Genomic DNA, 25,317 nt, shown 5'->3' with positions numbered 1-25,317 from the left:
AAAATGGCAAATATTCTGCACAGAGTGGGCATCAAAACCTCTCCGGAAAGCGTCTACCGGGCACTGAGCACGCGTGAAGGGCTCGCCGCCTGGTGGACAACGAAAACCCGAGGGGAAAGTGCAGTAGGCGGTCGGCTCAAATTCCGCTTCTGTGATACCGGTGGCGCGGAAATAGGCGGCTTCGATATGAAAGTTCTCGACCTCACACCTGCCCGTAAAGTTTTATGGCAGGTAGTCGACGGCCCCGAGGAGTGGATAGGTACGAGTATCAGTTTTGAATTAAAGCAGGAAGGCGACTACACAGTCGTTTTGTTTAAGCATATGGGGTGGAAAGAACCAGTGGAGTTTATGTACCACTGCAGCACGAAGTGGGCAGTTTTTCTACTGAGCCTGAAGTCACTGCTGGAAACCGGCCACGGCTCCCCCAGTCCACACGATGTCAAAATCGACAATTGGAACTGAGGGGCCGCGGGTTCCCACACCCACAGTTTTTGTACTGTAGAGCCTATTCCCACTCAATCGTCGCCGGCGGCTTGCTGGACACGTCGTAGACCACGCGGGAAATATGCTCTATCTCGTTGATGATGCGATTGGAAACCTTTTCGATCAACTCGTACGGCAGGTGCGCCCAACGCGCGGTCATAAAGTCCACGGTTTCCACCGCCCGCAAAGCCACAACATACTCGTAGCGGCGGCCGTCACCCACCACACCCACGGACTTCACCGGCAGGAAGACCGCAAAGGCCTGGCTGGTTTTGTGATACCAATCCGCCTTGTGTAGCTCCTCAATAAAAATAGCATCCGCTTCACGCAGAATGTCCGCGTATTCCTTTTTCACTTCACCGAGAATCCGCACACCTAGTCCCGGGCCGGGGAATGGGTGCCGATAGACCATGTCGTAAGGCAGGCCAAGCTCCAAGCCGATTTTACGCACCTCGTCTTTAAACAGTTCGCGCAGAGGTTCCACCAGTTCGAACTGCATGTCCTCCGGCAACCCGCCCACATTGTGGTGAGACTTGATCACATGGGCCTTGCCGGTTTTGGCTGCCGCCGACTCGATCACATCCGGATAAATGGTGCCCTGAGCCAGGAATTTCACATCCTCGAGTTTGGCCGCCTCCTGGTCAAACACCTCGATGAAAGTGTTGCCGATAATTTTGCGCTTGGCCTCCGGATCAGTCACTCCGGCGAGACGCGACAGAAATTGGGATTCGGCATCGGCACGGATCACCCGCACCCCCATATTGTCGGCAAACATTTGCATCACTTGATCGCCTTCGTCCTTGCGCAGCAAGCCGTTGTCCACGAAAACGCAAGTGAGCTGATCTCCGATCGCCTTGTGCAGCAGCGCCGCCACGACGGAGCTGTCGACACCGCCGGACAACCCCAGTAATACCTTGCCGCTGCCCACCTGTTCGCGCACCTTGGCGATGGAGTCTTCGATAATGTTGGCCGGTGTCCACAGGCGTTCGCAACCGCACAGTTCGATGACGAAATGCTCGTAGATGCGCATACCCTGCAGCGTGTGCGTAACTTCCGGGTGAAACTGCACACCGTAGAAATTTTTCTCTGCGCAGTACATACCGGCAATGGGACAGGAGTCGGTGGAAGCCATCAGCTCGAAGCCCTCGGGCATACTCACCACCTTGTCACCGTGACTCATCCAAACGTCCAGCAGCGCATTGCCGTTGTCGTCCACGTGATCCTTGATATCGTGCAGCAGCTTTGACGCGCCCTCGACTTTTACCTGCGCGTAGCCGAATTCACGGATATCGCTGCCCTGCACCTCGCCGCCCAGCTGGTGCGCCATTGTCTGCATGCCATAGCAAATACCGAGAACCGGTACCCCCAGTTGGAATACCACTTCCGGTGCCCGCGGCGATCCCGCCTCCACCACCGATTCGGGACCGCCGGCAAGAATAATCCCCTGCGGGTTGTATGCGCGGATCTCCTCTTCACTCATATCGAAAGCGCGGATCTCGGAGAAAACCCCCAGCTCGCGTACGCGGCGGGCAATCAACTGAGTGTACTGAGATCCAAAATCCAGGATCAGTATGCGGCTGGCGTGGATATCTTGGCTCATGGCTTATCCAAATTTGGCGAATAGTGTTCCTAAATTACAAACGGACCCGGCGGGTCCGTTTGCGAGTGAATATCCGGTTTTACTTTACCGAAGCGACCGGGGCCACTGCGGCGGCGCGTTCCGGGAATTAGCGACCACCCACCGGGTAGTTGGGGGCCTCCTTGGTGATCTGCACATCGTGCACGTGGGACTCGCCCATACCCGCGGAGGTAACGCGCACAAACTCGGGCCTGGTGCGCATGGTCTCGATATCCACGCTCCCGGTGTAGCCCATAGCCGCGCGCAGTCCTCCCATCATCTGATGCACGATGACCGATAGCGGCCCTTTGTAGGGTACCCGCCCTTCGATACCTTCCGGCACCAGTTTCTCTGCCCCCTTGCTGGCATCCTGGAAGTAGCGGTCGGAAGATCCCTGGGTGCGGGACATGGCTCCCAGACTGCCCATACCGCGGTAGGACTTGTAGGTACGGCCCTGATAGAGTTCCACCTCGCCCGGCGCCTCTTCGGTACCGGCGAACATGGAGCCCATCATCACCGAGTGGGCACCGGCCACTATGGCTTTGGCAATATCGCCGGAATAGCGAATGCCGCCGTCGGCAATCAGCGGTATATCCGTGCCGGCCAGGGCCTGGGCCACTTCTGAGATAGCGGTGATCTGAGGTACGCCTATGCCGGTCACTATGCGAGTGGTACAGATGGAACCGGGGCCGATGCCCACCTTGACGGCATCCGCACCGGCTTCAACCAGTGCCCGCGCAGCCTCGGCAGTAGCGATATTACCGCCGACAACATCTACCTGCGGATGCATCTCTTTAATGCGGCGCACCCGCTCAATCACATTGCGGGAATGGCCGTGGGCGGTATCCACCACCAATACGTCAACACCGGCCTCGACCAGAGCCGCCACACGGTCATCGGTGTCCGGGCTGGTGCCCACAGATGCGCCGACGCGCAGGCGGCCATCCCCGTCCTTGCAGGAATTCGGGTACTGCTCCGCCTTATTGAAATCCTTGACGGTAATCAGGCCGCGCAGTTCGAAATTATCGTTGACCACAAGCACCTTCTCGATACGGTGCTTGTGCAACAACTCGCGAACCTGTTCCGGCGCGGCACCTTCCGGTGCCGTCACCAGCCGCTCCCGCGAGGTCATAATGCTGGCAACGGTAGCATCCAGATCCGTCTGAAAGCGCACATCGCGGCTGGTGACGATACCAACCAGGTTGCCCTTCTCCATCACCGGCACACCGGAAATATTGTGGTGAGAGGTGAGTGCAATCAGATCCCGTACCGTGGCATCGGACTCGATAGTAATCGGGTCCTTGACCACACCGGCCTCGAACTTCTTCACCGCGCGCACTGCCAGCGCTTGGTCCTCGATGGTCATACTCTTGTGAATAATGCCGATACCGCCTTCCTGCGCCAACGCAATCGCCAGACGGGACTCGGTGACCGTGTCCATAGCGGCGGACACAACGGGAATATTCAAAGAGATATTGCGGGAAAGTTTAGTCTTGAGACTTACATCTTTTGCCGTTACCTCGGAGTAACCGGGCACCAGCAGGACATCATCAAAAGTGAGAGCTTCGCGCGCGATGCGCAGGCCGGATTCAGACATGGACACTCAAACCTCGAAAGAGCGGGATTGGGTATCGGAGCGATTATACCCGCAAGTGCGCCGCCAGCAAAAGACTATTTTTCACTCCGCCGGACAAATGTGGCTTTACCTCAAGCGGCGATGCTGCAATATTGGCCCGCCAAATCCACCATCCAGAGACCGATATGCCAGATAACTCTGCCATCGCCAAGCGCAGTGTTCTTTCCGTCAGCGACCTGAACCGGGAGATCAAGCAGCTGTTGGAAGGAACAGTGCCTCTGCTTTGGGTGAGCGGGGAGATCTCCAACTTCGCCGCGCCCAGTTCCGGCCACTGGTATTTCACCCTCAAAGACGCCCGCGCCCAAGTGCGCTGCGCCATGTTCCGGGGCCGCAACCGCAATGTGGCCTTCCGCCCTGAAAACGGCCGCGAGGTACTGGTCCGGGCCAGGGCCGGCCTCTACGAGGGCCGGGGCGAGTTTCAGCTGATCGTTGAACATATGGAAGAAGCGGGGTTCGGCGCTCTGATGCGCCGACTGGAACAGCTGAAGGCCAGGCTGCAGGCAGAGGGGCTTTTTGCGCTCTCGCGCAAAAAAAGTCTGCCACGACTGCCGGGCAATATCGGTATCGTTACTTCCCCCACCGGCGCGGCGGTGCGGGATATGATTCAAGTGCTCGGGCGGCGCTTTCCCGCCGCCGAAATCGAAATTTGGCCAGTGCAGGTACAGGGGGCGGGCGCGGCGCAACAGATTGCCGACGCCATAACAAAAGCCAGCCGCAGCGGGCGCCACGACCTGCTTATTGTCGGGCGCGGCGGCGGCTCTCTGGAGGATCTCTGGCCCTTTAATGAGGAGGTAGTCGCACGCGCGCTCGCCGCCTGCGATATCCCAACCATCTCCGCTGTCGGCCACGAAACGGATACCACAATTGCCGACTTGGTCGCAGACCTGCGCGCCCCCACCCCCTCCGCCGCGGCGGAAATCGCAAGCCGCCATGCCACTGAACTACTGCAAACACTGCAAAATCAACGGCAGCGCCTTATCCGCGCGGCCCAATCGCAACTGCGCCACATGCGCCAACAATTGCAGATTACCAGCGCGCGCCTGCGCCATCCCCGCGAGCAACTGCAGAACCGCACACAGCGGCTGGACCATCTGGAAATGCGTCTACACGCGGCTTGCCGCCAACAGCTGCAGTCGCGCCGTGAGGAACTGCGCGCGGCACTGCGCGCCTTCGCCCACTGCCACCCTGAACGCAGCCTGCAACTGGGGCGGGAAAGACTGTCGGCGGCGGCACAAAAACTGCAGCGGGCAGTGCAACTCACATTGCGTCAGCGCCGCGAACAGCTCAGCCACAGGGCACAACTCTTGCACAATGTCAGTCCGCTCGCTGTGCTGCAAAGGGGCTATGCCATTGTGCAGGACGACACCGGACGCGTAATAAAAAGCAGCTGTCAGTTGCACCCTGGCCAGTCGCTGCGGGTCCGGCTGGCCGAGGGACACTTCTCCGCGACCGTGAAAGAAACAGAGGGCTGATCCCCCCTTTTGGGCGACTGAGCGCTGCCCACACTAGAATTCCCGCGTAGATGGCTGACGGAGCGATCTATGCCGAGCCGTTGCAGTGCTTTATCTTCATCTTCCCTCGTTGCCGCACTGGTGGTCATTTCCGCGGTTTTCCTGCTTTTGGTCACTTCCTGCGGGAAAGAGGAAGGCAGAGCAGAAAAAACCGAGCGCGCCGCGGAGCAAACGGTGGAGACTGAAGATCGCCTGGAAAAAGTGCCTCTACCTGAGAAAGCCGAACAACCGCCTATCGACAATTACATCGAGACCGGCGACCTCAAGGCCATTAAAAAGCGCGGCACCATCCGCTTCGTAAACCTCACCGGGGCCTCGGAAGATATGCTGCCGAGGGCGCACATCGTCACACTGCGCCACTTCGATCTCGCCAACAAGCTGGCGGAAAAACTCAAGCTGGAACCAGTTTGGCTGCGCGCGCGCACACCGCCCGAAGCCATTGAAATGGTGCGCACCGGCCGCGCCGATATAGTGGCCTACGACCTGACGGACACGGAGGCGCGGCGCGAACTGATCGACTTCACTATTCCCATTATGGACGCCCAGCAAATACTGGTCACCGGAAGAAGCGGACCGGACATCAGCAGTGTTCAAAAACTGCGTGATGTAGAGCTCGTCGTCCAGCCCGGTTCCATCTTTGAAGATACCGCCAAGCGCCTGATCGCAGAAAACCCCGATGCCAACCTGACGATCCGGGAGGTCAGCGACTACATCGATAAAGACAAATTTTTGGATCTACTCAACGCACGGAAAAACCGGGTTGCCATTCTCTATAACTATATCGCCGAGGATATGCGCAGTTACCGGGACGATATACGCATGGGTGGGGATGTGGGGGAAAAGGAAATCGTGGCCTGGGGAATGCGCAAAGGTTCAAGAAATCTACTGGTCAGAGTCGACAACTTCCTTACCCGCAATCTAGTCAGCGAACAAGAAGCACGGACCGGAGACTGGAAACAAATCAAAAAATCCGGTCTGATCCGGCTTCTGACCTACAACGGACCCACTTCCTATTTTTTATGGAAGGGGGTGCTAATGGGATTCGACTACGACCTGGCCAAAGCCTTCGCCGATAAGCACAAACTGCAATTGCAGGTTGTTGTTGTTCCCTACAACGAAAACCTGGTCGACTGGCTCAAGGCGGGCCGCGGTGACTTTGCCGGCGCCTCGACCACCATTACCGAAGCGCGGGAAAAAGAAGGCGTAAAATTCACAGTTTCCTATATGGAAACCCCAGAACAGGTGGTGAGCAACAAGGACAAACCCCCAATTGCGAAAGTCCAGGATCTGGCCGGGCGTACACTTACCTTACGCGCCTTCTCTCCATTTATCGACACAGCGCGGACAATCCGCGACAGTGGCATTGATGTGGACATCCAAGTTGCCCCGCCCGGTATTTCGCAGTCGGAAATATTCAATATGATTTCAGACGGCTTGCTGGATGCCTCTGTCGCGGACAGCGACGCAGTTAAAATCGAAGCTTCACTACAGCCAAATCTGATCACCGGAACCCTGCTGGGCGACCCTAAACCGCAAGGCTGGATGGTGTTACCAGAAAACAGAGAATTACTGAAAAGGTTGAACAATTTTCTAAAAAAATATCGAAAAACCAAGCAATACGAAAAGCAGTTCGCAGCCTATTTCGAACCCAATAGGCGTTTCACTCAAAGGGTCAAAGCGCGCATTATTCCGGGTCAGGACCTCTCTCCCTTTGACAGTCTGGTGAAAAACTTCTCCATCGACTACGACTTCGATTGGCGTCTGGTCGTCGCACAAATGTGGCAGGAGAGCAATTTCAACCCCAATGCAGTTTCCCCCGTTGGGGCCCAGGGCCTGATGCAGCTGATGCCGGCTACGGCGGAGGAAATGGGATTTCCACCGCCGGTGTTTGAGCCCGACCGCAATATTAACGCCGGGGTGAAATATCTCGACTGGGTACGCAGCAGATTCAGTCCAAAGCTCTCAGCAGTCAACAGGCTGTGGTTCACCCTGGCTTCCTATAACGCCGGATATGGCCACCTCCTGGATGCCCAGCGTTTGGCCGAGGAGCTCGGCCTGGACCCCAATGTATGGTTCGGCAATGTGGAAGTTGCGATGCTGAAACTGTCAGAGCCCCAATACTTCAGCAAAGCCCGCTACGGTTACGTGCGCGGCGCCGAGCCCGTGCAGTATGTACGCAATATCAGCAATCTCTACCGAGCCTATGCAGCAGTGGCCAGCGGAGAGATCAGCGTACGCCCGCCACTCAGAAAAAATGCAAGGGAAGACATAGCTGAATCCCGCGGGCGAAGCGGTGGTTCCGCCGCAAAGGAAAAGAAGAATCAGATAAAGGAAAAGAAGAATCAGATACCTCTGATTGATTCACGTAAGCGCTGAAGCTGGTTTCGAGGCGCTCAGGCAGTGGAACCGGCAATTCGAGAACACAAGAGCATGTGCCCGCCGCTCCCGCCCTTTTATTCGGCGATTTCGAAATGCCCAGCGGTCGCCCGAGCTTCTCACCTGGCAGCATAGTATTGTTACCGCCTCGAAGCCGGTTGACCGCAGTTTTTTTAAAGTGTCAATACAATTTTCCCGACATGAGCGCCGGATTCCATCAGCCGGTGCGCCTCCGCGGCTTCCGGCAGCGGAAAGGTGGCGTAAACCTGGGGACGGATCTTTCCCTTCTCGATCAGTGGCCAAACTTTCTCTTCCAATGCTTGAGCTATCGCGGCCTTTTCTTCCGCGCTGCGGGGGCGCAATGTAGAACCGGTGAGGATCAGGCGCTTGAGCATCACCGGCAACATGTTTACCTGCACCTTAGCTCCCTGCAGATAAGCGATATTGACGATGCGCCCGTCCATTGCAGCGGCCTTCATGTTGCGCGCAATATAGTCGCCTCCAACCATATCCAAAATGACATCGGCACCGCGCTCATCCGTCGCCGCGCGCACCACTTCCACAAAATCCTCGGCCCTGTAATTGATTGCTCTTTCCGCCCCCAGCGACTCGCAGGCGCGGCACTTGTCGTCGGACCCGGCAGTGGCAAAAACCCTTGCGCCGAATTGACTCGCCAGCTGAATGGCCGTAGTGCCTATGCCGGAAGAACCGCCGTGCACCAGGAACACCTCCCCGGCTTGCAGCCGGCCGCGGTCGAATACATTGCTCCATACGGTAAAAAATGTCTCCGGCAATGCCGCCGCCTCAACCGGGGACAGCCCCTGGGGCACAGGCAGGCACTGGCCAGCGGGCACTGTGACATAATCGGCATACCCCCCGCCGTTGGTAAGCGCGCAAACCCGGTCACCCACATGCCAGCGCACAGCCCCCTCGCCGACAGCGACTACCTCTCCCGCCACCTCCAGCCCCGGAATCGGTGAGGCTCCTGGCGGCGGTGGATACAGTCCTTTGCGTTGAACAATATCCGGGCGATTGACGCCGGCGGCAGCGACCTTGATTAGCACTTCGCCGGCAGCCGGCCGCGGCTTCTCGCCCTCGGACAACTGCAACACTTCCGGACCGCCGTATTCCGGCAAGTCAATAAAACGCATGCCTTTCTCCCTATAAAAATCGCGGCCAAGGCCGCGATTGAAATCTTTTGGCGGGCAACGGTGTATCACAACTCGACACCCAAAACCCGCCCTTTGTTCAGCGAAGTAAAACCGGCCCCCAGGCCACCCAGAATTGCCAGCGCTTGGGGGTTATTGCCCTTGTCCGCTAGGTTTTTTACCGAGCGGCGTCAGGCGGAATCTCTGTGATTGGCTAGGGAGACAGCCTCTCGGCCGCCCACTGATCACCGTCTTCACGGCGGTATATGAAGCGGTCGTGCAGGCGGTTGGCGCCACCCTGCCAAAACTCCATTGCATCCGGCTGCACCCGATAACCGCCCCAGAAGTCCGGCAGCGGAATTTCCCCTTCACCGTACTTCTCCTTCTCAGCCTGGAATTGCTGCTCCAGCACCGCTCGGGACTCCAGTGGCTCGCTCTGGCGGGAAGCCCGGGCCGCCAACTGGCTGTCACGCGGACGGGTGTGGAAATACGCCAGAGCTTCTTCCCGAGACAGTGCCTCAGCGCGCCCATAAACAATTACCTGGCGTTCCAGCGAGTGCCAGGGGAAGAGCAGAGATACCTTTGGATTGGCGGAGATATCCCGCGCCTTATGGCTCTGGAGGTTGGTGTAAAAAACAAAGCCCCGCTCATCGAACCCCTTTAAAAGCACGATCCGCTGGGAAGGCTGGCCACTGGCATCCGCGGTGGCCAGGCACATGGCGCTGGGGTCGGTCAGGCCCGCCTCCACCGCTTCACTCAGCCACTGGCGAAACTGCTCCACCGGGCTCGACTTCAGATCCTTGCGGCGCAAACCGCCGCGCAGATAGTCCCGGCGCCACTGATCAATTTCCATGCTCTACATCCTTATCTTGTTCAAGGGGCAAGTGTACTCACTCCGCCGCTTTTTCCCAATCTTCCGCCCTTGCGCAAATTTCCTTTCATAACACCGGATATTTCTCAATTTTCCTGCGATATCCCGCCCCGACGCGCAGAGTCTGCAGGCGCTTGCACCGCTCAACACCCGCCGCTAGGCTCCATGCGGTTTTGAATGAACAAGGAAATTCGCAATGCCCTCTGCGCCCACCTGTGCTCAAGTACTGATGCGTCTGCTGCGGGAATACCGAGTGGAGAAAGTGTTCGGTATTCCCGGCGTACACACCATCGAGCTGTACCGCGGTCTACCGGGCAGCGGCCTGCAGCACATCACCCCGCGCCACGAACAGGGCGCCGCGTTTATGGCCGACGGCTACGCCCGCGCCAGCGGTCGGCCCGGCGTCTGCTTTCTGATCACGGGCCCGGGGCTGACCAACGCCGCTACCGCCATGGCTCAGGCCTACTCGGATTCTGTGCCGATGCTGGTTATCTCCGCAGTCAACCGGCGCGAGGATCTGGGCCTGGGCGGAGGGCGCCTGCACGAACTGCCGCGCCAGAGTGATGTCAGTCGCGGCCTGTGCATCTGGCAACACACTCTGACTCACGCGGAACAGCTGCCGGAGGTGATCGCCCGCGCCTTTCTTTTGCTCACTTCCAGCCGCCCGGGGCCAGTGCATATTGAGATACCCATCGATCTCTTCCCTGCCCCCATGCCCGGTCAGCTGGATGACTACCGCGCCTGCCCGGGGGCCCAGCCTGCGGCGGCAAGTGCAAAAGCCGTGGCGACCGCTGCCGGTTGGCTGCAGGAGGCCAAGCGCCCGGCGATACTGCTCGGCGGCGGTGCCCAGGAGGCCGGCCTTGAAGCGGCGGCAATTTCGGAAAAGTTGGGCGCCCCGGTCTTCCTGTCTCTGGCCGCCAAGGGGGTTGTCGATGAGCGGCACCCGCTGTGTGGCGGTGCCAACCTGAGCTTCCGCTGCGCCCGCGAGCGTGTGGAAAGCGCCGATGTCGTGCTGGCGGTGGGCACGGAACTGGCGGAAACGGACCGCAACCTGGTGCGGGAAAACTACGCCTTTAGAGGCAAGCTGATCCGCGTGGACAGAGACCCGGCACAACTGACGTGCAACGCCAGTCCCGATCTGGCCATCTGTGCCGACGCGCGCGAAACTCTGGAGCAGCTCAACGGCGCGCTGCAACCGCGCAGTGATGCCGCCCGCGAGGCGGCGGCAGCGGAAGTCGCGCAGATTTTGCGGGATTGCCGCGCCGAGTGGTGGCCGGGCTCGGAAGCGCGTTTTCCCTGGGTGGAGGCACTGCGGGCCGCCCTGCCGGAAGACGGCGTACTGGTGACCGATTCCACCCAACTGGCTTACAACACCAACCACGCCCTGCCGCTTTACCATCCGCGCAGCCACATTACCTGCACGACGGGCTACGGCACGCTGGGCTTTGCCCTGCCAGCCGCCATCGGCGCCAAGTTGGCGAGCGGCAGAGAAGTGCTCGCGCTGATTGGCGATGGCGGCCTGATGTTCACCCTGGGGGAATTGGCGGTAGCGGTGGAGCAGCGGCTATCGTTGCCGATACTGGTATGGAACAATGCCGGCTACGGGGAAATCCGAGACTTTATGGATGCCGCCGAAGTCCCCCGCGAAGGGGTGGAACTGCGCACACCAGACTTCGTTGCCCTGGCGCGCGCCTTCGGCGCTGAGGGATGCCGTATCCACCGCCCGGATCAACTGGCAGACGCCGTTGCCGGGGCCCGCGCCAGAAACACACCGACACTGATCGAAATCGCCGTTGCCTGAACGGTATTTACAGCGAATAAAGATCGCAAGTAAGGAAATCGCTTCCGATGCTTGCCCTCAACAGAGATTGACCATGACCGATTTCTACAAGCTAAAAACCGACAAGCTGTTTATCGACGGAAGTTGGCAGGACTCCCGGAGCGGAGTGCTGCATCCAGTCATAAACCCGGCCAACGAAGCGGTGATCTGCGAGGTGGTGCAGGGCTCCGCGGAGGATGTAGACCATGCGGTGGCTGCTGCCCGCGCGGCTTTCAGGCGCTGGCGCAATACCAGTGCCGTCGACCGCACCGAGTTGTTGAATGCCATAGCCGATGGCATGGAGCGGCGTAAGGAAGACCTGATCCAAGCGGTGTCGCAAGCGCTCGGCTGCCCCGCCCATATCTGCAAATGGCTGCATGTAGAAGGGCCCATCTACGCTATGCGCTATTACGCCCAGCACACCGACATCCTGGACAAAACCGAAAAGGCGGGCCACTCACTGGTGATGCGCGAGCCGATCGGTGTCTGCGGCTTTATCACCCCCTGGAACTATCCGCTGCACCAGTTCGTGGGCAAAGTGGCCCCCGCTCTGGCCGCCGGCTGTACCATGATCTGTAAACCCTCTGAGATTACACCGCTGCAGGACTACGTGATGGCGGAAATCATCGAGTCCGCAGGCCTGCCGCCGGGCGTGTTCAATCTGGTGCCTGGGGCCGGCCCTGTCGTCGGCGCCGCTCTGTCGGCCCACCCGGATATCGACATGGTGTCTTTCACCGGATCAACCCGTGCCGGCATAGAAGTCGCCAAAGCCGCCGCCCCAACGGTCAAGCGCGTCACTCAGGAGCTGGGGGGCAAATCGCCGCTGATCATCACCGCGGATGCAGATCTCGAAGCGGCGGTGCGCTGGGGCTGTGAGGATGTCTTTATCAACAGCGGGCAAACCTGCACCGCTCTGACCCGCATGCTGATCCCGGCGGAGCACTACGACGCGGCGGTGGCAATCGCGAAAAATGTCGCCGAAGGTGTCACCCTGGGCACCGGGCCGGACGCTTTTATGGGTCCCCTGTCATCCGCGCGTCAGCGGGACATAGTACGCGGCTATATCGAAAAGGGGCTTGCCGAAGGCGCGCGCCTAGTCACCGGCGGCGCGGAGCCACCGGTGCAGTTCGAGCAGGGCTTCTACGTCAAGCCCACAGTGTTTGCCGACGTCAACAACGAGATGACCATCGCCCGCGAAGAAATTTTCGGGCCGGTCATCTGCCTGATTCCCTACGGAGATATGGAAGAGGCCATACGCATCGCCAACGATACCGACTACGGGCTCTCCAGCGGTGTCTGGGCCAAGGACCCGGAGAGCGCACTGCCCATCGCGCGCCGATTGGAGGCCGGCCTCTGCTTTGTCAATGGCGGTGAGTTCAATTACGACGCGCCTTTCGGCGGCTACAAGCGCTCCGGCAATGGGCGCGAATTCGGCCAGGCCGGCCTCGACGAGTTTATCGAACTGAAATCCGTGCAGCTGCCGGCATAATCTTCCGCACCGCCGCCCTATGGTGGCGGTGCGGTTGACGCTCCATTCCCGCGCCGCTATCTTTGCTCCCCGACATCCAGAGAGTGGCTGACGCCAACGCCAACCTGCCGACCGGGGCAAGGTGGTTTGCTCCCCTTCGATCCACAAGAGCACGAAGGGGGCGATGGGGCTCTAAGCGAGCAATCCAACCGGAAAAGCGAATTTACAAGCGCCGCTTCCACGTCAGCCCTCCAAGCCGTTTTATTTGGAGGGATCATGTCCGAATTGAGCAAATCCAGTACAGACGTTATCGAAATCGAAATAGCCAATCAGCGTCGTCGCACGGCCGTACGCGCTGTGAGACGAACCGATCGGCAACTATTGTGGCAACTACTGTTCGACAGCGCGGAAGAAGCCTTACAATTCGCCATCAATTGCCGCGCCAGCGAGCAGCCGGTTACAGCCCACAAGGCCTGTGAACTGGCGGGATAGAGTGGCAGGCGCCTTGCGCTTGGCCCAGCCTACAATGACTCATTGATAAGGTGGGCAAAACACAGGTAGAACACGGCTACCCGCGTCTCTACTTATTTGTCCTGTGCCACAAGCACCAGACAGGAGCTAACAACAAAACCATGTCCAAGCGAGAGCAATTCTTCCAGCATCTGCGAGACGAGCTGCAACAGATAGAGGCAGACGGTCTCTACAAACGCGAGCGCATCATCACTTCCCAGCAGTCCGCGCAGATCCAGGTCAACAACGACACCGAAGTACTTAACTTCTGCGCCAACAATTACCTGGGCCTGGCCAACCATCCAGAGCTGATCCAGGCGGCCAAAGACGGTCTCGATCAATACGGTTTCGGCATGGCCTCGGTGCGTTTTATCTGCGGCACCCAGGATATCCACAAGGCGCTGGAATCGCGCCTGTCGGAATTTCTTCACACCGAAGACACCATTCTCTACACCTCCTGTTTCGATGCCAATGGCGGATTATTCGAGACCCTGCTGGGGCCTGAGGACGCCATTATCTCCGACGCGCTAAACCACGCCTCTATCATCGACGGCGTGCGTCTGTGCAAGGCAAAACGCTACCGCTACGCCAACAACGACATGGCGGATCTCGAAGCGCGTCTGAAGGAAGCCGACGCCGCAGGTGCCAGAATCAAACTCATCGCCACCGACGGCGTCTTTTCCATGGACGGCGTTATCGCTGATCTGAAATCCATCTGCGATCTGGCAGACAGGTACGACGCTCTGGTTATGGTGGACGACTCCCACGCAGTGGGTTTTCTCGGCGAGCACGGCCGCGGCACCCACGAATACTGCAATGTGATCGACCGGATCGACATCATCACCGGCACCCTGGGCAAGGCTTTGGGCGGTGCGTCCGGCGGCTACACTTCCGGACGCAAGGAAATTATCGAGTTACTGCGCCAGCGCTCTCGCCCCTATCTCTTCTCCAATTCCGTGGCACCGGCAATTGTCACCGCGTCTCTGAGAGTGCTGGACATGCTGATGGAAGGCGGCGAGCTGCGCGACAAACTGCGCGAAAACTCCGCTTACTTCCGCCGCCGTATGACCGAAGCCGGTTTTACCCTGGCAGGAGCTGATCACCCGATCATCCCGGTTATGATCGGCGACGCCGCCCTGGCACAGAAGATGGCCGACAAAATGCTCGAACGGGGAATCTATGTGATCGGCTTCTTCTACCCGGTAGTCCCCAAGGGACAAGCTCGTATCCGCACCCAGATGTCCGCCGCCCACACCAGAGAGCAGCTTGACCGGTGTATCGACGCATTCGTGGAAGTGGGCAAAGAGCTGAAAATCATCTGATCCAACACCGGTTGCGGCCACACGACTCCGGCACTGCTCCCCCCGCGGCAGCAGTGCTCGGCCGCGATTGAATCCCAACCCCTAGCGCCGCGCATGGCACAGAACCAATGAAAGCACTGTCAAAACTGAAAGCCGAGCCGGGTATCTGGCTCACCGAAGTGGAACCCCCGGTCCCGGGCCACAACGACCTCTTGATAAAAATCCGCAAAACCGCCATCTGCGGTACCGATATGCATATCTACCACTGGGACGAGTGGTCGCGGAAAACCATTCCCGTACCCATGGTGGTGGGCCACGAATATGTAGGTGAAGTGGTGGGCATGGGACAAGAAGTGGCGGGCTTTGAAATCGGCGACAGAGTCTCCGGCGAGGGGCACATCACTTGCGGCCACTGCCGCAACTGTCGCGCCGGCCGCCGCCACCTGTGTCGCAACACCTACGGCGTGGGGGTCAACAGACCCGGCGCCTTTGCCGAGTACCTGGTGATTCCGGCACTCAACGCCTTCAAGATCCCGGACAATATCTCCGACGATCTGGCATCCATCTTCGACCCTTTTGGCAACGCCGTGCACACCGCCCTGTCCTTCGACTTGGTGGGTGAAGACGTACTGATCACCGGAGCCGGACCCATCGGCGCCATGGCTACCGCCGTGGCCCGCCACGTGGGCGCGCGGCATATTGTCGTCACCGATATCAATGACTACCGCCTGGACCTGGCAAAAAAAATGGGCGCCACCCGCACAGTCAACGTCAGCCGTGAAAAACTGACAGACGTCATGCAGGAAATTGGCATGACCGAGGGCTTCGACGTAGGTCTGGAAATGTCCGGCGTGCCCGTTGCCTTCCGCGATATGATCAGCGCAATGAACCACGGGGGAAAAATCGCCATGCTCGGCATTCCCTCCGGCGAAATGGCCATCGACTGGAGCAAGGTGATCTTTAAGGGCCTGGTTATCAAGGGCATCTACGGCCGCGAAATGTTCGAGACCTGGTACAAGATGGCCAGCCTTATTCAGTCCGGCCTGGACCTGACACCGATTATTACCCACCACTTCAGTGTCGATGATTTCCAAAAGGGGTTCGACACCATGGACTCCGGCCAGTCCGGCAAAGTGATCCTGAACTGGCAGTGACCCCCCTTTGCGATCGCGGCCATGGCCGCGATCCGGCTTTAATCGCTGTATACCGGCACGAAATATCCCAAATCTGTCGCATGCCTGGGCGCCACTGCACCAACTATGATGCTCAAGTGGAAGGAGCAGAGGCGCCCCGCTCTTTGCTCAGTTGAGCGCGATTGAATTCTCCCCTGTTATTGAATCAGTGATACTTGCCGGTCGTAGGTATATGTCTGCAGGCCAAAGTGTCCGTAGGCATACGTATAAGTGGCATCTTCCCCCGCTATTTGACTGGAGTGCACACCGCCAACTGTGCAAAAACCGGTGGCGCATACAATTTGATCTGACCAGCTCTTGATGGAATACACCCTTCCCGCAATAGGCTTACCATAGAGCCAATCGAGAAATGGGCTGGAAACCGATAGACCATTGCTGCCGCAGGTACTGGTGTAAACGTTAAACGGATAGGTGCCACAACTCCAAAGCCCACGGTAGGCGCCAGCGACACCGACAAACGCATCCACCTGGTCTTGCACACCCAGCTTAATGATCTGCTGCGCCGCCAAAGTCACTCCCATGGAATGCCCGATCACATCGATCTTCCCGGTACAGGAATCGGCGATGGCGCTGCTGATCGCATCCCGCACAGGGGTCTCTTCCGAGCCACTGTGATCATTACAGGCAGCACAGGTCTTGGACCCCCAACTCGGTCGGTAAATCTCGCTTTCACTGTAACCCCGGCTCCTCAGCTCAGAATAGGTATTGTCCCAGTCCGACGGCGAACCGGTGTTGCCATGAACCAACACCACATTGTCAACGCAGCCGGCCTGCGCGGACGCGATATACAAGACGGAAAGCATCGGAATCAGGTATCCAGTGCGGATACACACAGAAAACAGGCTTTTCATTATTATTTTCCTTTTGTTGTTGCCGCCCTGTCACCACACCTTGTTCGGGCGACACCGTGGATGGAAATTGACAACGCAGACCCACAGCCACCGGGCTGCCGCTAAACTCTGAGCAATTCACCGCGCTGGAGCTATACGACCAAGGTCGTAGGCAACACAAGATCAATCGAATCTGAATTGACTGCGCTTAACAGCGATCGTTTTTCTGCAGCTTGCCGATCAGCCAGGCGCTGCTGCTACCTTGCACCAACAGGGAAAACAACACCACGCCGAACACCATCGACTGCACCGTCCACCAATAAGGCAATTCCGTCGGCAACGACAGCACCAAGGCCACCGCAACCACGCCGCGCAGCCCACCCCACCCCATAATCAGACGCCAGGCCTTGGGAATCTGCGGACCCACGAGGTGTGCCAGTGGCGCCACAAGAAAAATGGCCAGGGCGCGAGCGCCTATCGAGGCCGCAATGGCGATCAAGATCGCCAGCCACTGATGGGCGAACATCTCAAAGGTAATCGTGACTCCCATAATGACAAAGATCAGCGCATTGAACAGCAGCCCCAGCCAGTCCCAAGTGGGCTCCACATGCACCAAGTAGGTTTCGCACTGCTCGCGCAGGCAGACACGGGCCACAATGGCACAGGTCACTACCGATATGATGCCGGAGACATGCACCACATGCTCGGCGAGATAAAAACTTCCGAATGCGGCCAGCACCAAAGTCATCAACCCCGCTCCGGCCGAGCCCAAAAACAGCACCACAACCGCGGTCACCAATCCGCAAAGCAGTCCCACCGCCAAGCCGCCTGCAAAAGTCACCACAAAATACACAGCAACATCAGCGGCGCCGATCAATGGCTCCCCCGTTTCGATGCCTCCCTCCATCACACTGTGGCTGGCCACGCCCAGCACCAGGGAAAACAGTACAATCGCCGCCGCGTCATTAAATAGACTTTCCCCTTCCACCAGTGTCAGTAGCTCCGCTTCCGCATCACTCTGGCGCAGTTTAGTGACCACCGACACCGGGTCTGTGGCAGCCAGTATGGCGCCGGTAAGCAAAGCTGCGATCCAGGGAAACCCCTCTGGGTGGTTGATGCCGAAAAAAGTGAGCAGAGCGATGATCAGCGCACAGACCACCACGCCCAGTGTTGAGAAGAGAAATATCGGGCCCAGCCAGCGCTTGAGAAGGCGCGGCTCAATCTGCCAGGCGGCCTCGAAGATAAGCACCGGCAGTATGACGAAAAATACCAATTGCTGCAGATTCGCCGCCCGCAGGCCAGTGTCGTAATCGAGCACCGGCAACAGGACACCGGCGAGGACACCGGCAATCAGGCAACCGAGGGTAATGTCGGTGCGCAGTATCCGCGCCAACATCAGGCCTACCACCGCGGCTACGGCCATGTAGAGTCCCTGCCCCACCAAGGTGGTAACGCCTTCCATTTTTATCGCTCCGTCACGTAACTCCCTTATCAGACGCTATCACCGATTGTGGTTTGACGTTCGACGCGGCGCTGGAAAGCGGCACCGCCATGCCCCGCTCGTCTATGATTTCCACATGGTGGCGGCGCAGCTGGCGCGGTTCCGCCACGCCGCAGGAGTGAGCGATGATGCCCACCTCACGCGTCATGTTGCGCGCATAATTGTAGACACGCTCGGCCTTATCTACCGGGTCCAGTCCGCGCTGAAGGTCAGGATTGTGGGTAGTGACGCCGGTAGGACAGGTGTTTTTATTGCACTGCATCGCTTGAATACAACCCAGCGCGAACATGAAACCCCGCGCGCAATTCACAAAATCCGCGCCCATTGCCAGTGCCCAGGCCACCATCGAAGGCGTCAGCAATTTCCCGGAGCAGATCACCTTGACCCTGTCGCGCAATCCGTATTCCGCCAACAGATCCACTACCAGCGGCAGGCTGCGGTTGATCGGCAGCCCCATATAGTCCATCAGGCTCTGCGGAGCCGCTCCGCTACCGCCGTCGGCGCTATCGATAGTGATAAAGTCAGGCGCATACTCCCTTCCTCGCAGCTGGATGGATTCACACATCTCGCGCAACCAGCCACTGGCGCCGACCACTGTCTTGAAACCGGTGGGTTTACCGGTAACTTCCCGTATGTGGTGCAGCATATCCAACAGGCCGTCCACGCTACTGAACTCCGGATGCCCGTTGGGACTGATAGAGGGCTGACCGACTGGAATACCCCGCACCCGGGCGATTTCCTCGGTGACCTTGACGCCCGGCAGAATACCGCCCTTGCCCGGCTTGGCGCCCTGGGACAATTTCAATTCAAACATTTTCACCTGAGGGCGCTGCGCCAGGGCGCGCAGTTTGTCGTCTGAAAGATTGCCCTCCGCATCCCGCACACCGTATTTGGCGGTGCCGATCTGGAACACGATGTCGCAGCCCCCAACCAAATGATATGGCGACAGGCCACCCTCACCGGTGTTCAGCCAAATACCTGCCTTGGCCGCCCCCTTCGACAGGGCCGTCACCGCCGGCACCGAAAGGGCGCCGAAACTCATACCGGAAATATTGAAAATGGAACTGGTGCTATAGGGTTCCCGTACATAGCCTTCGCCGACGGTGACCTCCTCCGGTGGCACCGCGTCCTTCTCCAGGGTCGGGAAAGGATGATTCAGAAATATCACATCCCCCGGCTGGTTCAGCGGTCGGGTGGAACCGAAGGCCACAGTGGAATCAACATTCTTGGCCGCACGGTAAACCCAGCTGCGCTGTGCGCGGTTAAAAGGCAGCTCCTCCCGGTCCAAAGCGTAGAAATACTGACGGAAGAACTCTCCGAGGTGCTCAAAGGTGTAGCGGAAACGGCCCAGTACCGGGAAGTTGCGCCGGATGGCGTGCTTGGTCTGGCTGATATCCGACAGGTACATATAGAGCACATAAAGCACCAGCAGTACCAGCGCAAACGCAAACAGCAGCGCGAATATCTGGAGCACATTGACTGCGAAATTGCGGATAGCAGCTACCGCCTCTAAATCCATACTCCACTCTCCGGTTCGATTTGGCCCCAATTGTATGCCCTTGCGACAGGGGTTGCACAGCACAACAAGCCCACCCTAAACTGTATATTCATACAGTTTAGGGTAATGAAATTGGCCAACGAAGATCCCCGCAACTCCACCAGAATCCACAAGGGCCGCGGCGCCGCGAGCAATCTCGCCGGGCGCTTTGCGGTGCAGGTAAGCGCGCGCGAAAGCGACGGCTGGCAGAGCGAAGAAGAACCCCTGGAACGGCTGTTAACCGAGGCCATTGAGGAAAAAGCCAAGACGATTATCAGCAGTAACCGCTCGCCGGACCTGCCGTTCAGTCAATCGGTCAATCCGTATAGAGGCTGCGAACACGGGTGTATTTATTGCTACGCACGCCCGGCCCACGCCTATATGGACTTATCGCCGGGGCTGGACTTCGAAAGCCGGATTTTTTTCAAACCCAACGCGCCAGAACTCTTGGAATTGGCGCTGCGCAAGAGCGGCTACCGGTGCACCCCCATCGCTATGGGCACCAATACAGACCCCTATCAACCTCTGGAAAAAGAAAAGTGCATAACCCGGGAACTACTCGAGGTGATGCAACGCTTCAATCAGCCAGTGACCATCGTTACCAAAAGCCAGCTGATACTGCGCGACCTCCCCATCCTCGCGGAAATGGCGCAAGACAGACTGGCACAAGTGGCCATCAGCGTAACCACCCTGGACAACGATCTGAAGAGGAAGCTCGAACCGCGCACTGCGGGGCCATCGGCACGGCTGCGCACAATTGAGCACTTGAGCAGGGCCGGAATCCCCACGGCGGTTATGGCCGCGCCGATGATTCCGGCACTGAACGACTGCGAACTGGAAGCCATTCTAAAAGCTGCCAAGGTAGCGGGGGCGGAGTACGCTGCCTACATACTGCTGCGCCTGCCCCACGAAGTGGCGCCGCTGTTTCGGCAATGGTTGAGCACCCACTACCCGGAACGCGCCGCCCACGTGATGAGCCTAGTACAACAGAGCCGCGGCGGCCGCGACTATCGGAGTGACTTCGCCCAGCGCCAGTCGGGCACCGGCGTTTTCGCACAGCTACTGCGCCAGCGCTTCCGCGTGGCGGTCAACAAGCTGGGGCTCAACCTGCGTGAGTTAAAGCTGGACTGCACCCGTTTTCATACCCCGGCGCAGGCGGGTGAACAGCAATCCCTGTTCTAGGGAGCCTCTGATGAATTCACCTGAGCACAGTTGTTGGTTCCGAGGCGCTCAGGTAATGGGATGGATATTTCGAAAAGGCGCGTTCAAATGCAGCAGAGCCTCAAACGGTTTGCACGCATCGCCAACTGGCGGAAAATAGAGAGAAACTACAGTGGAAGCAATTTTTTGAGCAATTGGTTTGTCTACCTGATCCGCACCAGAAACGGCGCCCTCTATACCGGTATTACCAAGGATGTGGAGCGCCGCTTCTCCGAGCACCAAAGCGGAGGCCCTAGAGCTGCGAAAGCGCTGCGTGGACGCGGTCCGCTGAAACTGGAGTTCTATTGTGCAGTGGCGGACAAATCCGAAGCACTGAAACTGGAAATGCAAATCAAGAAGTGGCCAAAGAAAAAAAAAGAGGCCCTGATTGCCGGCAGTGTTGGGGGAACTACCGCCGGCGAGCAACTCAGGGCCTCGCGAGAAATGGCCTGAACTGAGAGCATTTTGCCCCCAGATCGTCTTCGGATCACATGCCAAAGACGGCTATGACAGGCCTTAGCGCATCACGGCTGACTGCCGTAAATTTCGGTTTTCAAATCCGCTTCCGACGTGACTGGACTGGTGAATGCCAACGCGGTGATAAACACCATCAGGCTGGCAAACAGAAAGCGCCTCAACATCTCAAAATTCTCTCAACACCTATTCAACACTGGTGCCCCTGCCGGGTTGCATAAGCCGCAGCCCGGCGTCCACCACGGCATTTACAACGGCGGAACGCAATTTGTCCGCGGGCACGCGCATCAGTGTTCCTGCGCGCTGCTTCAGCGTTTTCATAACTTATCCTCCGGTACCGGACGCACCATATCCGGCAGTGCCGCGACAAACGCACCTGCAACAATAGCCGCGGTGAGCATCAAATAGCTGTCCAATGATGTTTCCACAGACGCGGCGAAGGCTACCGCACAACCCAGGAAATAACTGGGAATATTCTTGACTCCGGTAATCCATTGCATCAGCTGCACACTGATCGCCAGCAAAAACCATGTCACCGGCAGCGCCGCGGCTCCGAGCCCGGGGTTCAATTTATCTGCCAGCGCCTGAGCTACGATAGCAAGGCCGAGACCGGTCACTGCGCAGGCGATGTTATAGGCCCGGTCACGCAAACTTGTTCCCCGTGTAAAATAGGCACTCCAACCACCGAGCACCGCCCACACAGACAGACCGACATACAGGCCGAGCACCAGAGCTGCCGCGCCGGTCAAAAGCGCCGCCGGCAGTCGCGCCCCGGTGAAGCCCAAAATTTCCACTTGATCGACACTGCGCTCATCGGCCAGGACCCGCCCCATCAACCACGCCCTCCAAAATTGGATTTGTAACCGCGCCCCGCGAGTGGAAAATCGATTCCATCAAACAAAAAGAAAGGGGCTTATCACCTAGTCCGCGGCATATTTCCGCGGCCATTGAATTGTGCACACGGGGCAATTGCACCGGTAGCGGAGAACTTCACTATCCTTGCCCAAAGTTCCAGAGGGCGGCAAATGCGTGGATTAGAAGGAGGCTTCTGCTATTAAGCAATACTGAACAGTTATATCAGCGCCAAATAGAAGCCTCATTATTTCACCTTGAAATTGCTCTCGGGAGATGTTTTTTCGCACAGGATTCAGGCAAAATCCGCGCTTCTGATCCCCCTTGGCGGTTCCCTCCCGATGGAAGTTACGATCTCTCTGCTGTTAATTTTTTTCGCGGTCGCCTTGCTGGCAGGCTGGGTGGATACGCTCGCTGGCGGCGGGGGCCTGATCACTCTGCCGGCTCTGTTGCTCGCCGGAGTGCCGCCGGTCAACGCCCTGGCCACGAACAAAAGCCAGTCCGTGGTAGGTGTTCTGACCGCGAGCCTGACACTTTTCCTCAAGGGCCATCTGCGCGGCCGCGCGCTGATACCATTGGTTATTGCCGCAGGAGTAGGCGCGGCCCTGGGCACCTGGGTGGTACAGCGCATAGATACCAGCTGGATGAGCTGGGTGATTCCGCTGCTGCTGATTGCAGTGGCCTTTTATTTTTGGCTGTCGCCGAACCTGGGAACGCACGAATCGGAAGCCTGGCAATCCGAGCGGCAGTGGGCCCTGACCTGGGCGCCCGGGGTCGGCTTCTACGATGGTGCTTTCGGCCCGGGGACCGGTTCCTTCTTCGCCGCATCCGCCGTCGCTTTTCGCGGACAGACACTCCTCTCCGCGACCATCCGCGCCAAGCTGCTGAACTTCACCACCAACGCAGTATCCCTGGCGCTCTTCGCCGCTGGCGGAAAGGTGATCTGGGCCATAGGCGCAGCCATGATGGCCGGCCAGGCGCTCGGCGCCTTTATCGGCAGTCATACTATGTTGAACGGCGGCGCAAAACTGATTCGCCCGTTGGTGATCACCATGTGCGTACTGATGTCCATCAGCCAGATAGCCCAGTATTTCGACTGGATCAGTCTCAACTAAGACGCTTGCCGGCCGCATCAACCAACCGCGGCTGCATGATCTCGGCGATCCAGGCCATAAACACCTGCACCCTTTTCGGCAGATGCCGGCGGTTGGCGTAGAGCAGTGATACCGGCATTGGCGCCGGCCGGTACTCGGGCAGTATTTCCTTCAGCTCCCCCGACTCCAGGTAGGATCGCACACCGACCTCGGGGACCTGAATGATACCCAGACCGGCGATACAGGCCTCCAGGTAAGCCTCGGTATTGTTGACAGTCACCGCTCCCTGCATGGATATCGACTGCTCCACATCCGGTTCTGCCGGGTCCACATACTCGAAACCCGGTGGGCGGGCGCCCAGAGTCAGCACATAATGGATAAGCTGGTGGCCGGCCAAGTCGTCCAAATTGCGCGGCGTGCCGTACTCGGCCAGGTACGCGGCGCTGGCGCAGCTGACCATGCGGTAGTAGCCAAGGGGCCGCGCTATCAGGCTGGAATCCTGCAGGGTGCCCACCCGCAGTACACAGTCGAAACCCTCCCGCACCAGGTCGACAAAGCGGTCGGTACTGGACAGCTCCACCTCCAGCCCCGGATGCATGCGCAGGAATTCTGGCAGGCGCGGAATCACCAGGTCGCGGGCGATTGGCAACGGCATATCCACCCGCAGGCGACCGTGCAGTTCCGAAACATCCTCGCGGAACAGGTTCTGTAGCTCGTCCATATCCGCCAGCAGATCCCAACAGCGCTCGTAGAAGACCTGGCCGTCCTGGGTCATCTGTACGCTGCGGGTGGTGCGGTGCAGCAGGCGAGTGCCCAGCAGGTTCTCCAGCTGTTGTATCGCGCTGGAGACACTGGCGCGTGACAGACCCAGGCTGTCCGCCGCCGCGGTAAAGCTGCCCTGCTCCGCCACTCGCAGATAGATCTTCATGGATTCCAGCAGTTTCATGGTTAGCCGCCGGCATTGTTCAGAATAGACAAACAGTCTAGCTACACTAGATGCGTTTATCTATTCATTCCTGACAAATAAGCTCTCATTCGCCGGGTAAAACCACCACCAACGACAGGAACTGACCATGAAACAGAAAATCGCACTAATCACCGGCGGCAGCCGCGGCCTGGGCCGCAATACCGCCCTGCACCTGGCGGACAAGGGCGTGGACGTGATTCTGACCTATCACAGCCGTGCGACCGAGGCCAATACAGTGGTCGCAGATATCGAACGGCGCGGTGCCCGCGCCACCGCCCTGCATCTGGACACCGCCGACTCGAAGGGCTTTGCCGGCTTCGCCGATCAGCTGCGCGAACTGCTGCAGTCCCGCTGGCAAAGCTACCAGTTCGACTACCTGGTGAATAACGCCGGCATCGGCATCCACGTGCCCTTTGCCGAGACCACTGAGGCTCAGTTCGACCAGCTGATGAACATCCATGTGAAAGGTGTCTTCTTCTTGACCCAGAAACTGCTGCCGCTGATCGCCGACGGCGGCCGCATAGTGAACCTATCCAGCGGACTGACGCGCTTCACTCTTCCAGGCCACTCCGCCTACGCAGCGATGAAGGGCGCGGTCGAGGTACTGAGTCGCTATATGGCCAAGGAACTGGGTGCGCGCGGGATCGCCGTCAACGTGGTCGCGCCAGGCGCCATCGAGACCGACTTCGGCGATGGCCGGGTGCGCGATAACAAGGAGGTGAACGATTTTATCGCCGCACAGACAGCGTTGGGCCGCGTGGGCCTGGCGGAAGATATCGGCGGCGTTATTGCCTCGCTGCTGTCAGACGAGAATCGCTGGATCAATGCCCAGCGGATAGAGGCTTCAGGCGGTATGTTCCTGTAATTTAGGGAACCTCTGATTAATTCGCGTGAACACAATAAGTAGGTTCCGGGACGCTCAGGCAAT

The 25,317-nt window shown here is 58.6% G+C and carries 22 protein-coding genes and 1 riboswitch; of the genes, 12 read left to right on the top strand and 10 right to left on the bottom strand.

All coding sequences use genetic code 11. From position 1 onward, the window contains the following. The first annotated feature begins 3 nt into the window (after positions 1-3). Positions 4-462, top strand: coding sequence for an SRPBCC family protein (locus tag A3224_RS05995; RefSeq protein ID WP_067152542.1), 459 nt, complete (start codon positions 4-6; stop codon positions 460-462). A gap of 43 nt (positions 463-505) precedes the next feature. On the opposite strand, the gene guaA is transcribed toward A3224_RS05995, so the two are convergent. Further along, positions 506-2,083 carry a glutamine-hydrolyzing GMP synthase gene (gene guaA, locus A3224_RS05990; protein ID WP_067152540.1) on the bottom strand — a complete coding sequence of 526 codons (1,578 nt, stop codon included), beginning with the start codon at positions 2,081-2,083 and terminating at the stop codon, positions 506-508. 127 nt (positions 2,084-2,210) lie between these two features. Next, complete coding sequence (gene guaB, locus A3224_RS05985; protein ID WP_067152538.1) at positions 2,211-3,698, bottom strand: IMP dehydrogenase; 1,488 nt, start codon at positions 3,696-3,698, stop codon at positions 2,211-2,213. A gap of 164 nt (positions 3,699-3,862) precedes the next feature. On the opposite strand from guaB, the gene xseA reads away from it, so the two are divergent. Together xseA and A3224_RS05975 are read left to right on the top strand one after the other, a co-directional pair. Further along, positions 3,863-5,209, top strand: a complete 1,347-nt coding sequence (gene xseA, locus A3224_RS05980) for an exodeoxyribonuclease VII large subunit (protein WP_067152537.1) — start codon at positions 3,863-3,865, stop codon at positions 5,207-5,209. 69 nt (positions 5,210-5,278) lie between these two features. Further along, complete coding sequence (locus A3224_RS05975; RefSeq protein WP_067152534.1) at positions 5,279-7,624, top strand: MltF family protein; 2,346 nt, start codon at positions 5,279-5,281, stop codon at positions 7,622-7,624. Between the two features lie 173 nt (positions 7,625-7,797). On the opposite strand, the gene A3224_RS05970 is transcribed toward A3224_RS05975, so the two are convergent. Together A3224_RS05970 and pdxH are read right to left on the bottom strand one after the other, a co-directional pair. After that, on the bottom strand, positions 7,798-8,775 hold the full coding sequence (locus A3224_RS05970; RefSeq protein ID WP_067152532.1) for an NAD(P)H-quinone oxidoreductase: 978 nt from the start codon (positions 8,773-8,775) through the stop codon (positions 7,798-7,800). Between the two features lie 211 nt (positions 8,776-8,986). Further along, complete coding sequence (gene pdxH / locus A3224_RS05965; protein WP_067152530.1) at positions 8,987-9,625, bottom strand: pyridoxamine 5'-phosphate oxidase; 639 nt, start codon at positions 9,623-9,625, stop codon at positions 8,987-8,989. Between the two features lie 214 nt (positions 9,626-9,839). On the opposite strand from pdxH, the gene A3224_RS05960 reads away from it, so the two are divergent. The 5 genes from A3224_RS05960 to tdh all read left to right on the top strand — a co-directional run bounded on the left by A3224_RS05960 (position 9,840) and on the right by tdh (position 15,895). Further along, positions 9,840-11,444, top strand: a complete 1,605-nt coding sequence (locus A3224_RS05960) for a 5-guanidino-2-oxopentanoate decarboxylase (RefSeq protein ID WP_067152527.1) — start codon at positions 9,840-9,842, stop codon at positions 11,442-11,444. A gap of 73 nt (positions 11,445-11,517) precedes the next feature. Continuing rightward, the gene (locus A3224_RS05955) at positions 11,518-12,951 is read left to right on the top strand and encodes an aldehyde dehydrogenase family protein (protein ID WP_067152525.1); all 1,434 of its coding nucleotides are present in this window, start codon (positions 11,518-11,520) and stop codon (positions 12,949-12,951) included. Between the two features lie 67 nt (positions 12,952-13,018). Then, a riboswitch (SAM-I-IV-variant riboswitch) is annotated at positions 13,019-13,148 on the top strand. Between the two features lie 58 nt (positions 13,149-13,206). Beyond that, the gene (locus A3224_RS05950; RefSeq protein ID WP_067152523.1) at positions 13,207-13,422 is read left to right on the top strand and encodes a hypothetical protein; all 216 of its coding nucleotides are present in this window, start codon (positions 13,207-13,209) and stop codon (positions 13,420-13,422) included. Positions 13,423-13,562: 140 nt separating this feature from the next. Beyond that, positions 13,563-14,762: a glycine C-acetyltransferase gene (locus A3224_RS05945; protein ID WP_067152521.1), complete on the top strand. Its 1,200-nt coding sequence runs from the start codon at positions 13,563-13,565 to the stop codon at positions 14,760-14,762. Between the two features lie 107 nt (positions 14,763-14,869). Next, positions 14,870-15,895 carry an L-threonine 3-dehydrogenase gene (tdh, locus tag A3224_RS05940; protein ID WP_067152519.1) on the top strand — a complete coding sequence of 342 codons (1,026 nt, stop codon included), beginning with the start codon at positions 14,870-14,872 and terminating at the stop codon, positions 15,893-15,895. A 176-nt stretch (positions 15,896-16,071) separates the two neighbouring features. Here the strand turns inward: tdh and A3224_RS05935 are convergent, their stop codons facing one another. The 3 genes from A3224_RS05935 to A3224_RS05925 all read right to left on the bottom strand — a co-directional run bounded on the left by A3224_RS05935 (position 16,072) and on the right by A3224_RS05925 (position 19,784). After that, the gene (locus tag A3224_RS05935) at positions 16,072-16,785 is read right to left on the bottom strand and encodes an alpha/beta fold hydrolase (protein ID WP_067152517.1); all 714 of its coding nucleotides are present in this window, start codon (positions 16,783-16,785) and stop codon (positions 16,072-16,074) included. Between the two features lie 187 nt (positions 16,786-16,972). Next, on the bottom strand, positions 16,973-18,226 hold the full coding sequence (locus A3224_RS05930) for a cation:proton antiporter (protein WP_067152515.1): 1,254 nt from the start codon (positions 18,224-18,226) through the stop codon (positions 16,973-16,975). A 13-nt stretch (positions 18,227-18,239) separates the two neighbouring features. Further along, complete coding sequence (locus A3224_RS05925; RefSeq protein WP_067152513.1) at positions 18,240-19,784, bottom strand: FMN-binding glutamate synthase family protein; 1,545 nt, start codon at positions 19,782-19,784, stop codon at positions 18,240-18,242. 105 nt (positions 19,785-19,889) lie between these two features. Between A3224_RS05925 and A3224_RS05920 the strand changes: the two genes are divergently transcribed. Together A3224_RS05920 and A3224_RS05915 are read left to right on the top strand one after the other, a co-directional pair. Beyond that, complete coding sequence (locus tag A3224_RS05920; protein ID WP_067152511.1) at positions 19,890-20,984, top strand: PA0069 family radical SAM protein; 1,095 nt, start codon at positions 19,890-19,892, stop codon at positions 20,982-20,984. A gap of 87 nt (positions 20,985-21,071) precedes the next feature. Beyond that, positions 21,072-21,455 carry a GIY-YIG nuclease family protein gene (locus tag A3224_RS05915; RefSeq protein WP_231902475.1) on the top strand — a complete coding sequence of 128 codons (384 nt, stop codon included), beginning with the start codon at positions 21,072-21,074 and terminating at the stop codon, positions 21,453-21,455. A 207-nt stretch (positions 21,456-21,662) separates the two neighbouring features. Here the strand turns inward: A3224_RS05915 and A3224_RS17400 are convergent, their stop codons facing one another. After that, entirely contained in the window at positions 21,663-21,797 is a 135-nt protein-coding gene (locus A3224_RS17400) for a hypothetical protein (RefSeq protein ID WP_265964163.1), read from the bottom strand. Beyond that, entirely contained in the window at positions 21,794-22,309 is a 516-nt protein-coding gene (locus A3224_RS05910; protein ID WP_067152508.1) for a DUF1097 domain-containing protein, read from the bottom strand. Before A3224_RS05910 ends, A3224_RS17400 begins: the two co-directional genes overlap by 4 nt. Before the next feature lie 360 nt (positions 22,310-22,669). On the opposite strand from A3224_RS05910, the gene A3224_RS05905 reads away from it, so the two are divergent. After that, on the top strand, positions 22,670-23,443 hold the full coding sequence (locus A3224_RS05905) for a TSUP family transporter (RefSeq protein ID WP_067157552.1): 774 nt from the start codon (positions 22,670-22,672) through the stop codon (positions 23,441-23,443). Here A3224_RS05905 and A3224_RS05900 read toward each other — a convergent pair. Then, complete coding sequence (locus A3224_RS05900; RefSeq protein WP_067152506.1) at positions 23,436-24,368, bottom strand: LysR family transcriptional regulator; 933 nt, start codon at positions 24,366-24,368, stop codon at positions 23,436-23,438. The genes A3224_RS05905 and A3224_RS05900 overlap by 8 nt on opposite strands. Positions 24,369-24,495: 127 nt before the next feature. Between A3224_RS05900 and A3224_RS05895 the strand changes: the two genes are divergently transcribed. Further along, positions 24,496-25,254, top strand: coding sequence for an SDR family NAD(P)-dependent oxidoreductase (locus A3224_RS05895; protein ID WP_067152504.1), 759 nt, complete (start codon positions 24,496-24,498; stop codon positions 25,252-25,254). Positions 25,255-25,317: the final 63 nt, after the last annotated feature.

Origin of the sequence: Microbulbifer thermotolerans (genome assembly GCF_001617625.1) — a bacterium.
In the GTDB taxonomy this organism is placed as follows: domain Bacteria; phylum Pseudomonadota; class Gammaproteobacteria; order Pseudomonadales; family Cellvibrionaceae; genus Microbulbifer; species Microbulbifer thermotolerans.
This window is presented reverse-complemented; position numbering and strand designations above follow the sequence as displayed.

Coding starts and splice junctions, on each gene's coding strand:
- A3224_RS05905 (WP_067157552.1), top strand. CDS start 22,670: ATGGAAGTTACGATCTCTCTGCTGTTAATTTTTTTCGCGGTCGCCTTG.
- pdxH (WP_067152530.1), bottom strand. CDS start 9,625: ATGGAAATTGATCAGTGGCGCCGGGACTATCTGCGCGGCGGTTTGCGC.
- A3224_RS05930 (WP_067152515.1), bottom strand. CDS start 18,226: ATGGAAGGCGTTACCACCTTGGTGGGGCAGGGACTCTACATGGCCGTA.
- guaB (WP_067152538.1), bottom strand. CDS start 3,698: ATGTCTGAATCCGGCCTGCGCATCGCGCGCGAAGCTCTCACTTTTGAT.
- A3224_RS17400 (WP_265964163.1), bottom strand. CDS start 21,797: ATGAAAACGCTGAAGCAGCGCGCAGGAACACTGATGCGCGTGCCCGCG.
- xseA (WP_067152537.1), top strand. CDS start 3,863: ATGCCAGATAACTCTGCCATCGCCAAGCGCAGTGTTCTTTCCGTCAGC.
- A3224_RS05915 (WP_231902475.1), top strand. CDS start 21,072: ATGCAGCAGAGCCTCAAACGGTTTGCACGCATCGCCAACTGGCGGAAA.
- A3224_RS05920 (WP_067152511.1), top strand. CDS start 19,890: ATGAAATTGGCCAACGAAGATCCCCGCAACTCCACCAGAATCCACAAG.
- A3224_RS05895 (WP_067152504.1), top strand. CDS start 24,496: ATGAAACAGAAAATCGCACTAATCACCGGCGGCAGCCGCGGCCTGGGC.
- A3224_RS05925 (WP_067152513.1), bottom strand. CDS start 19,784: ATGGATTTAGAGGCGGTAGCTGCTATCCGCAATTTCGCAGTCAATGTG.
- guaA (WP_067152540.1), bottom strand. CDS start 2,083: ATGAGCCAAGATATCCACGCCAGCCGCATACTGATCCTGGATTTTGGA.
- A3224_RS05955 (WP_067152525.1), top strand. CDS start 11,518: ATGACCGATTTCTACAAGCTAAAAACCGACAAGCTGTTTATCGACGGA.
- A3224_RS05975 (WP_067152534.1), top strand. CDS start 5,279: ATGCCGAGCCGTTGCAGTGCTTTATCTTCATCTTCCCTCGTTGCCGCA.
- tdh (WP_067152519.1), top strand. CDS start 14,870: ATGAAAGCACTGTCAAAACTGAAAGCCGAGCCGGGTATCTGGCTCACC.
- A3224_RS05900 (WP_067152506.1), bottom strand. CDS start 24,368: ATGAAACTGCTGGAATCCATGAAGATCTATCTGCGAGTGGCGGAGCAG.
- A3224_RS05945 (WP_067152521.1), top strand. CDS start 13,563: ATGTCCAAGCGAGAGCAATTCTTCCAGCATCTGCGAGACGAGCTGCAA.
- A3224_RS05960 (WP_067152527.1), top strand. CDS start 9,840: ATGCCCTCTGCGCCCACCTGTGCTCAAGTACTGATGCGTCTGCTGCGG.
- A3224_RS05995 (WP_067152542.1), top strand. CDS start 4: ATGGCAAATATTCTGCACAGAGTGGGCATCAAAACCTCTCCGGAAAGC.
- A3224_RS05935 (WP_067152517.1), bottom strand. CDS start 16,785: ATGAAAAGCCTGTTTTCTGTGTGTATCCGCACTGGATACCTGATTCCG.
- A3224_RS05910 (WP_067152508.1), bottom strand. CDS start 22,309: ATGGGGCGGGTCCTGGCCGATGAGCGCAGTGTCGATCAAGTGGAAATT.
- A3224_RS05970 (WP_067152532.1), bottom strand. CDS start 8,775: ATGCGTTTTATTGACTTGCCGGAATACGGCGGTCCGGAAGTGTTGCAG.
- A3224_RS05950 (WP_067152523.1), top strand. CDS start 13,207: ATGTCCGAATTGAGCAAATCCAGTACAGACGTTATCGAAATCGAAATA.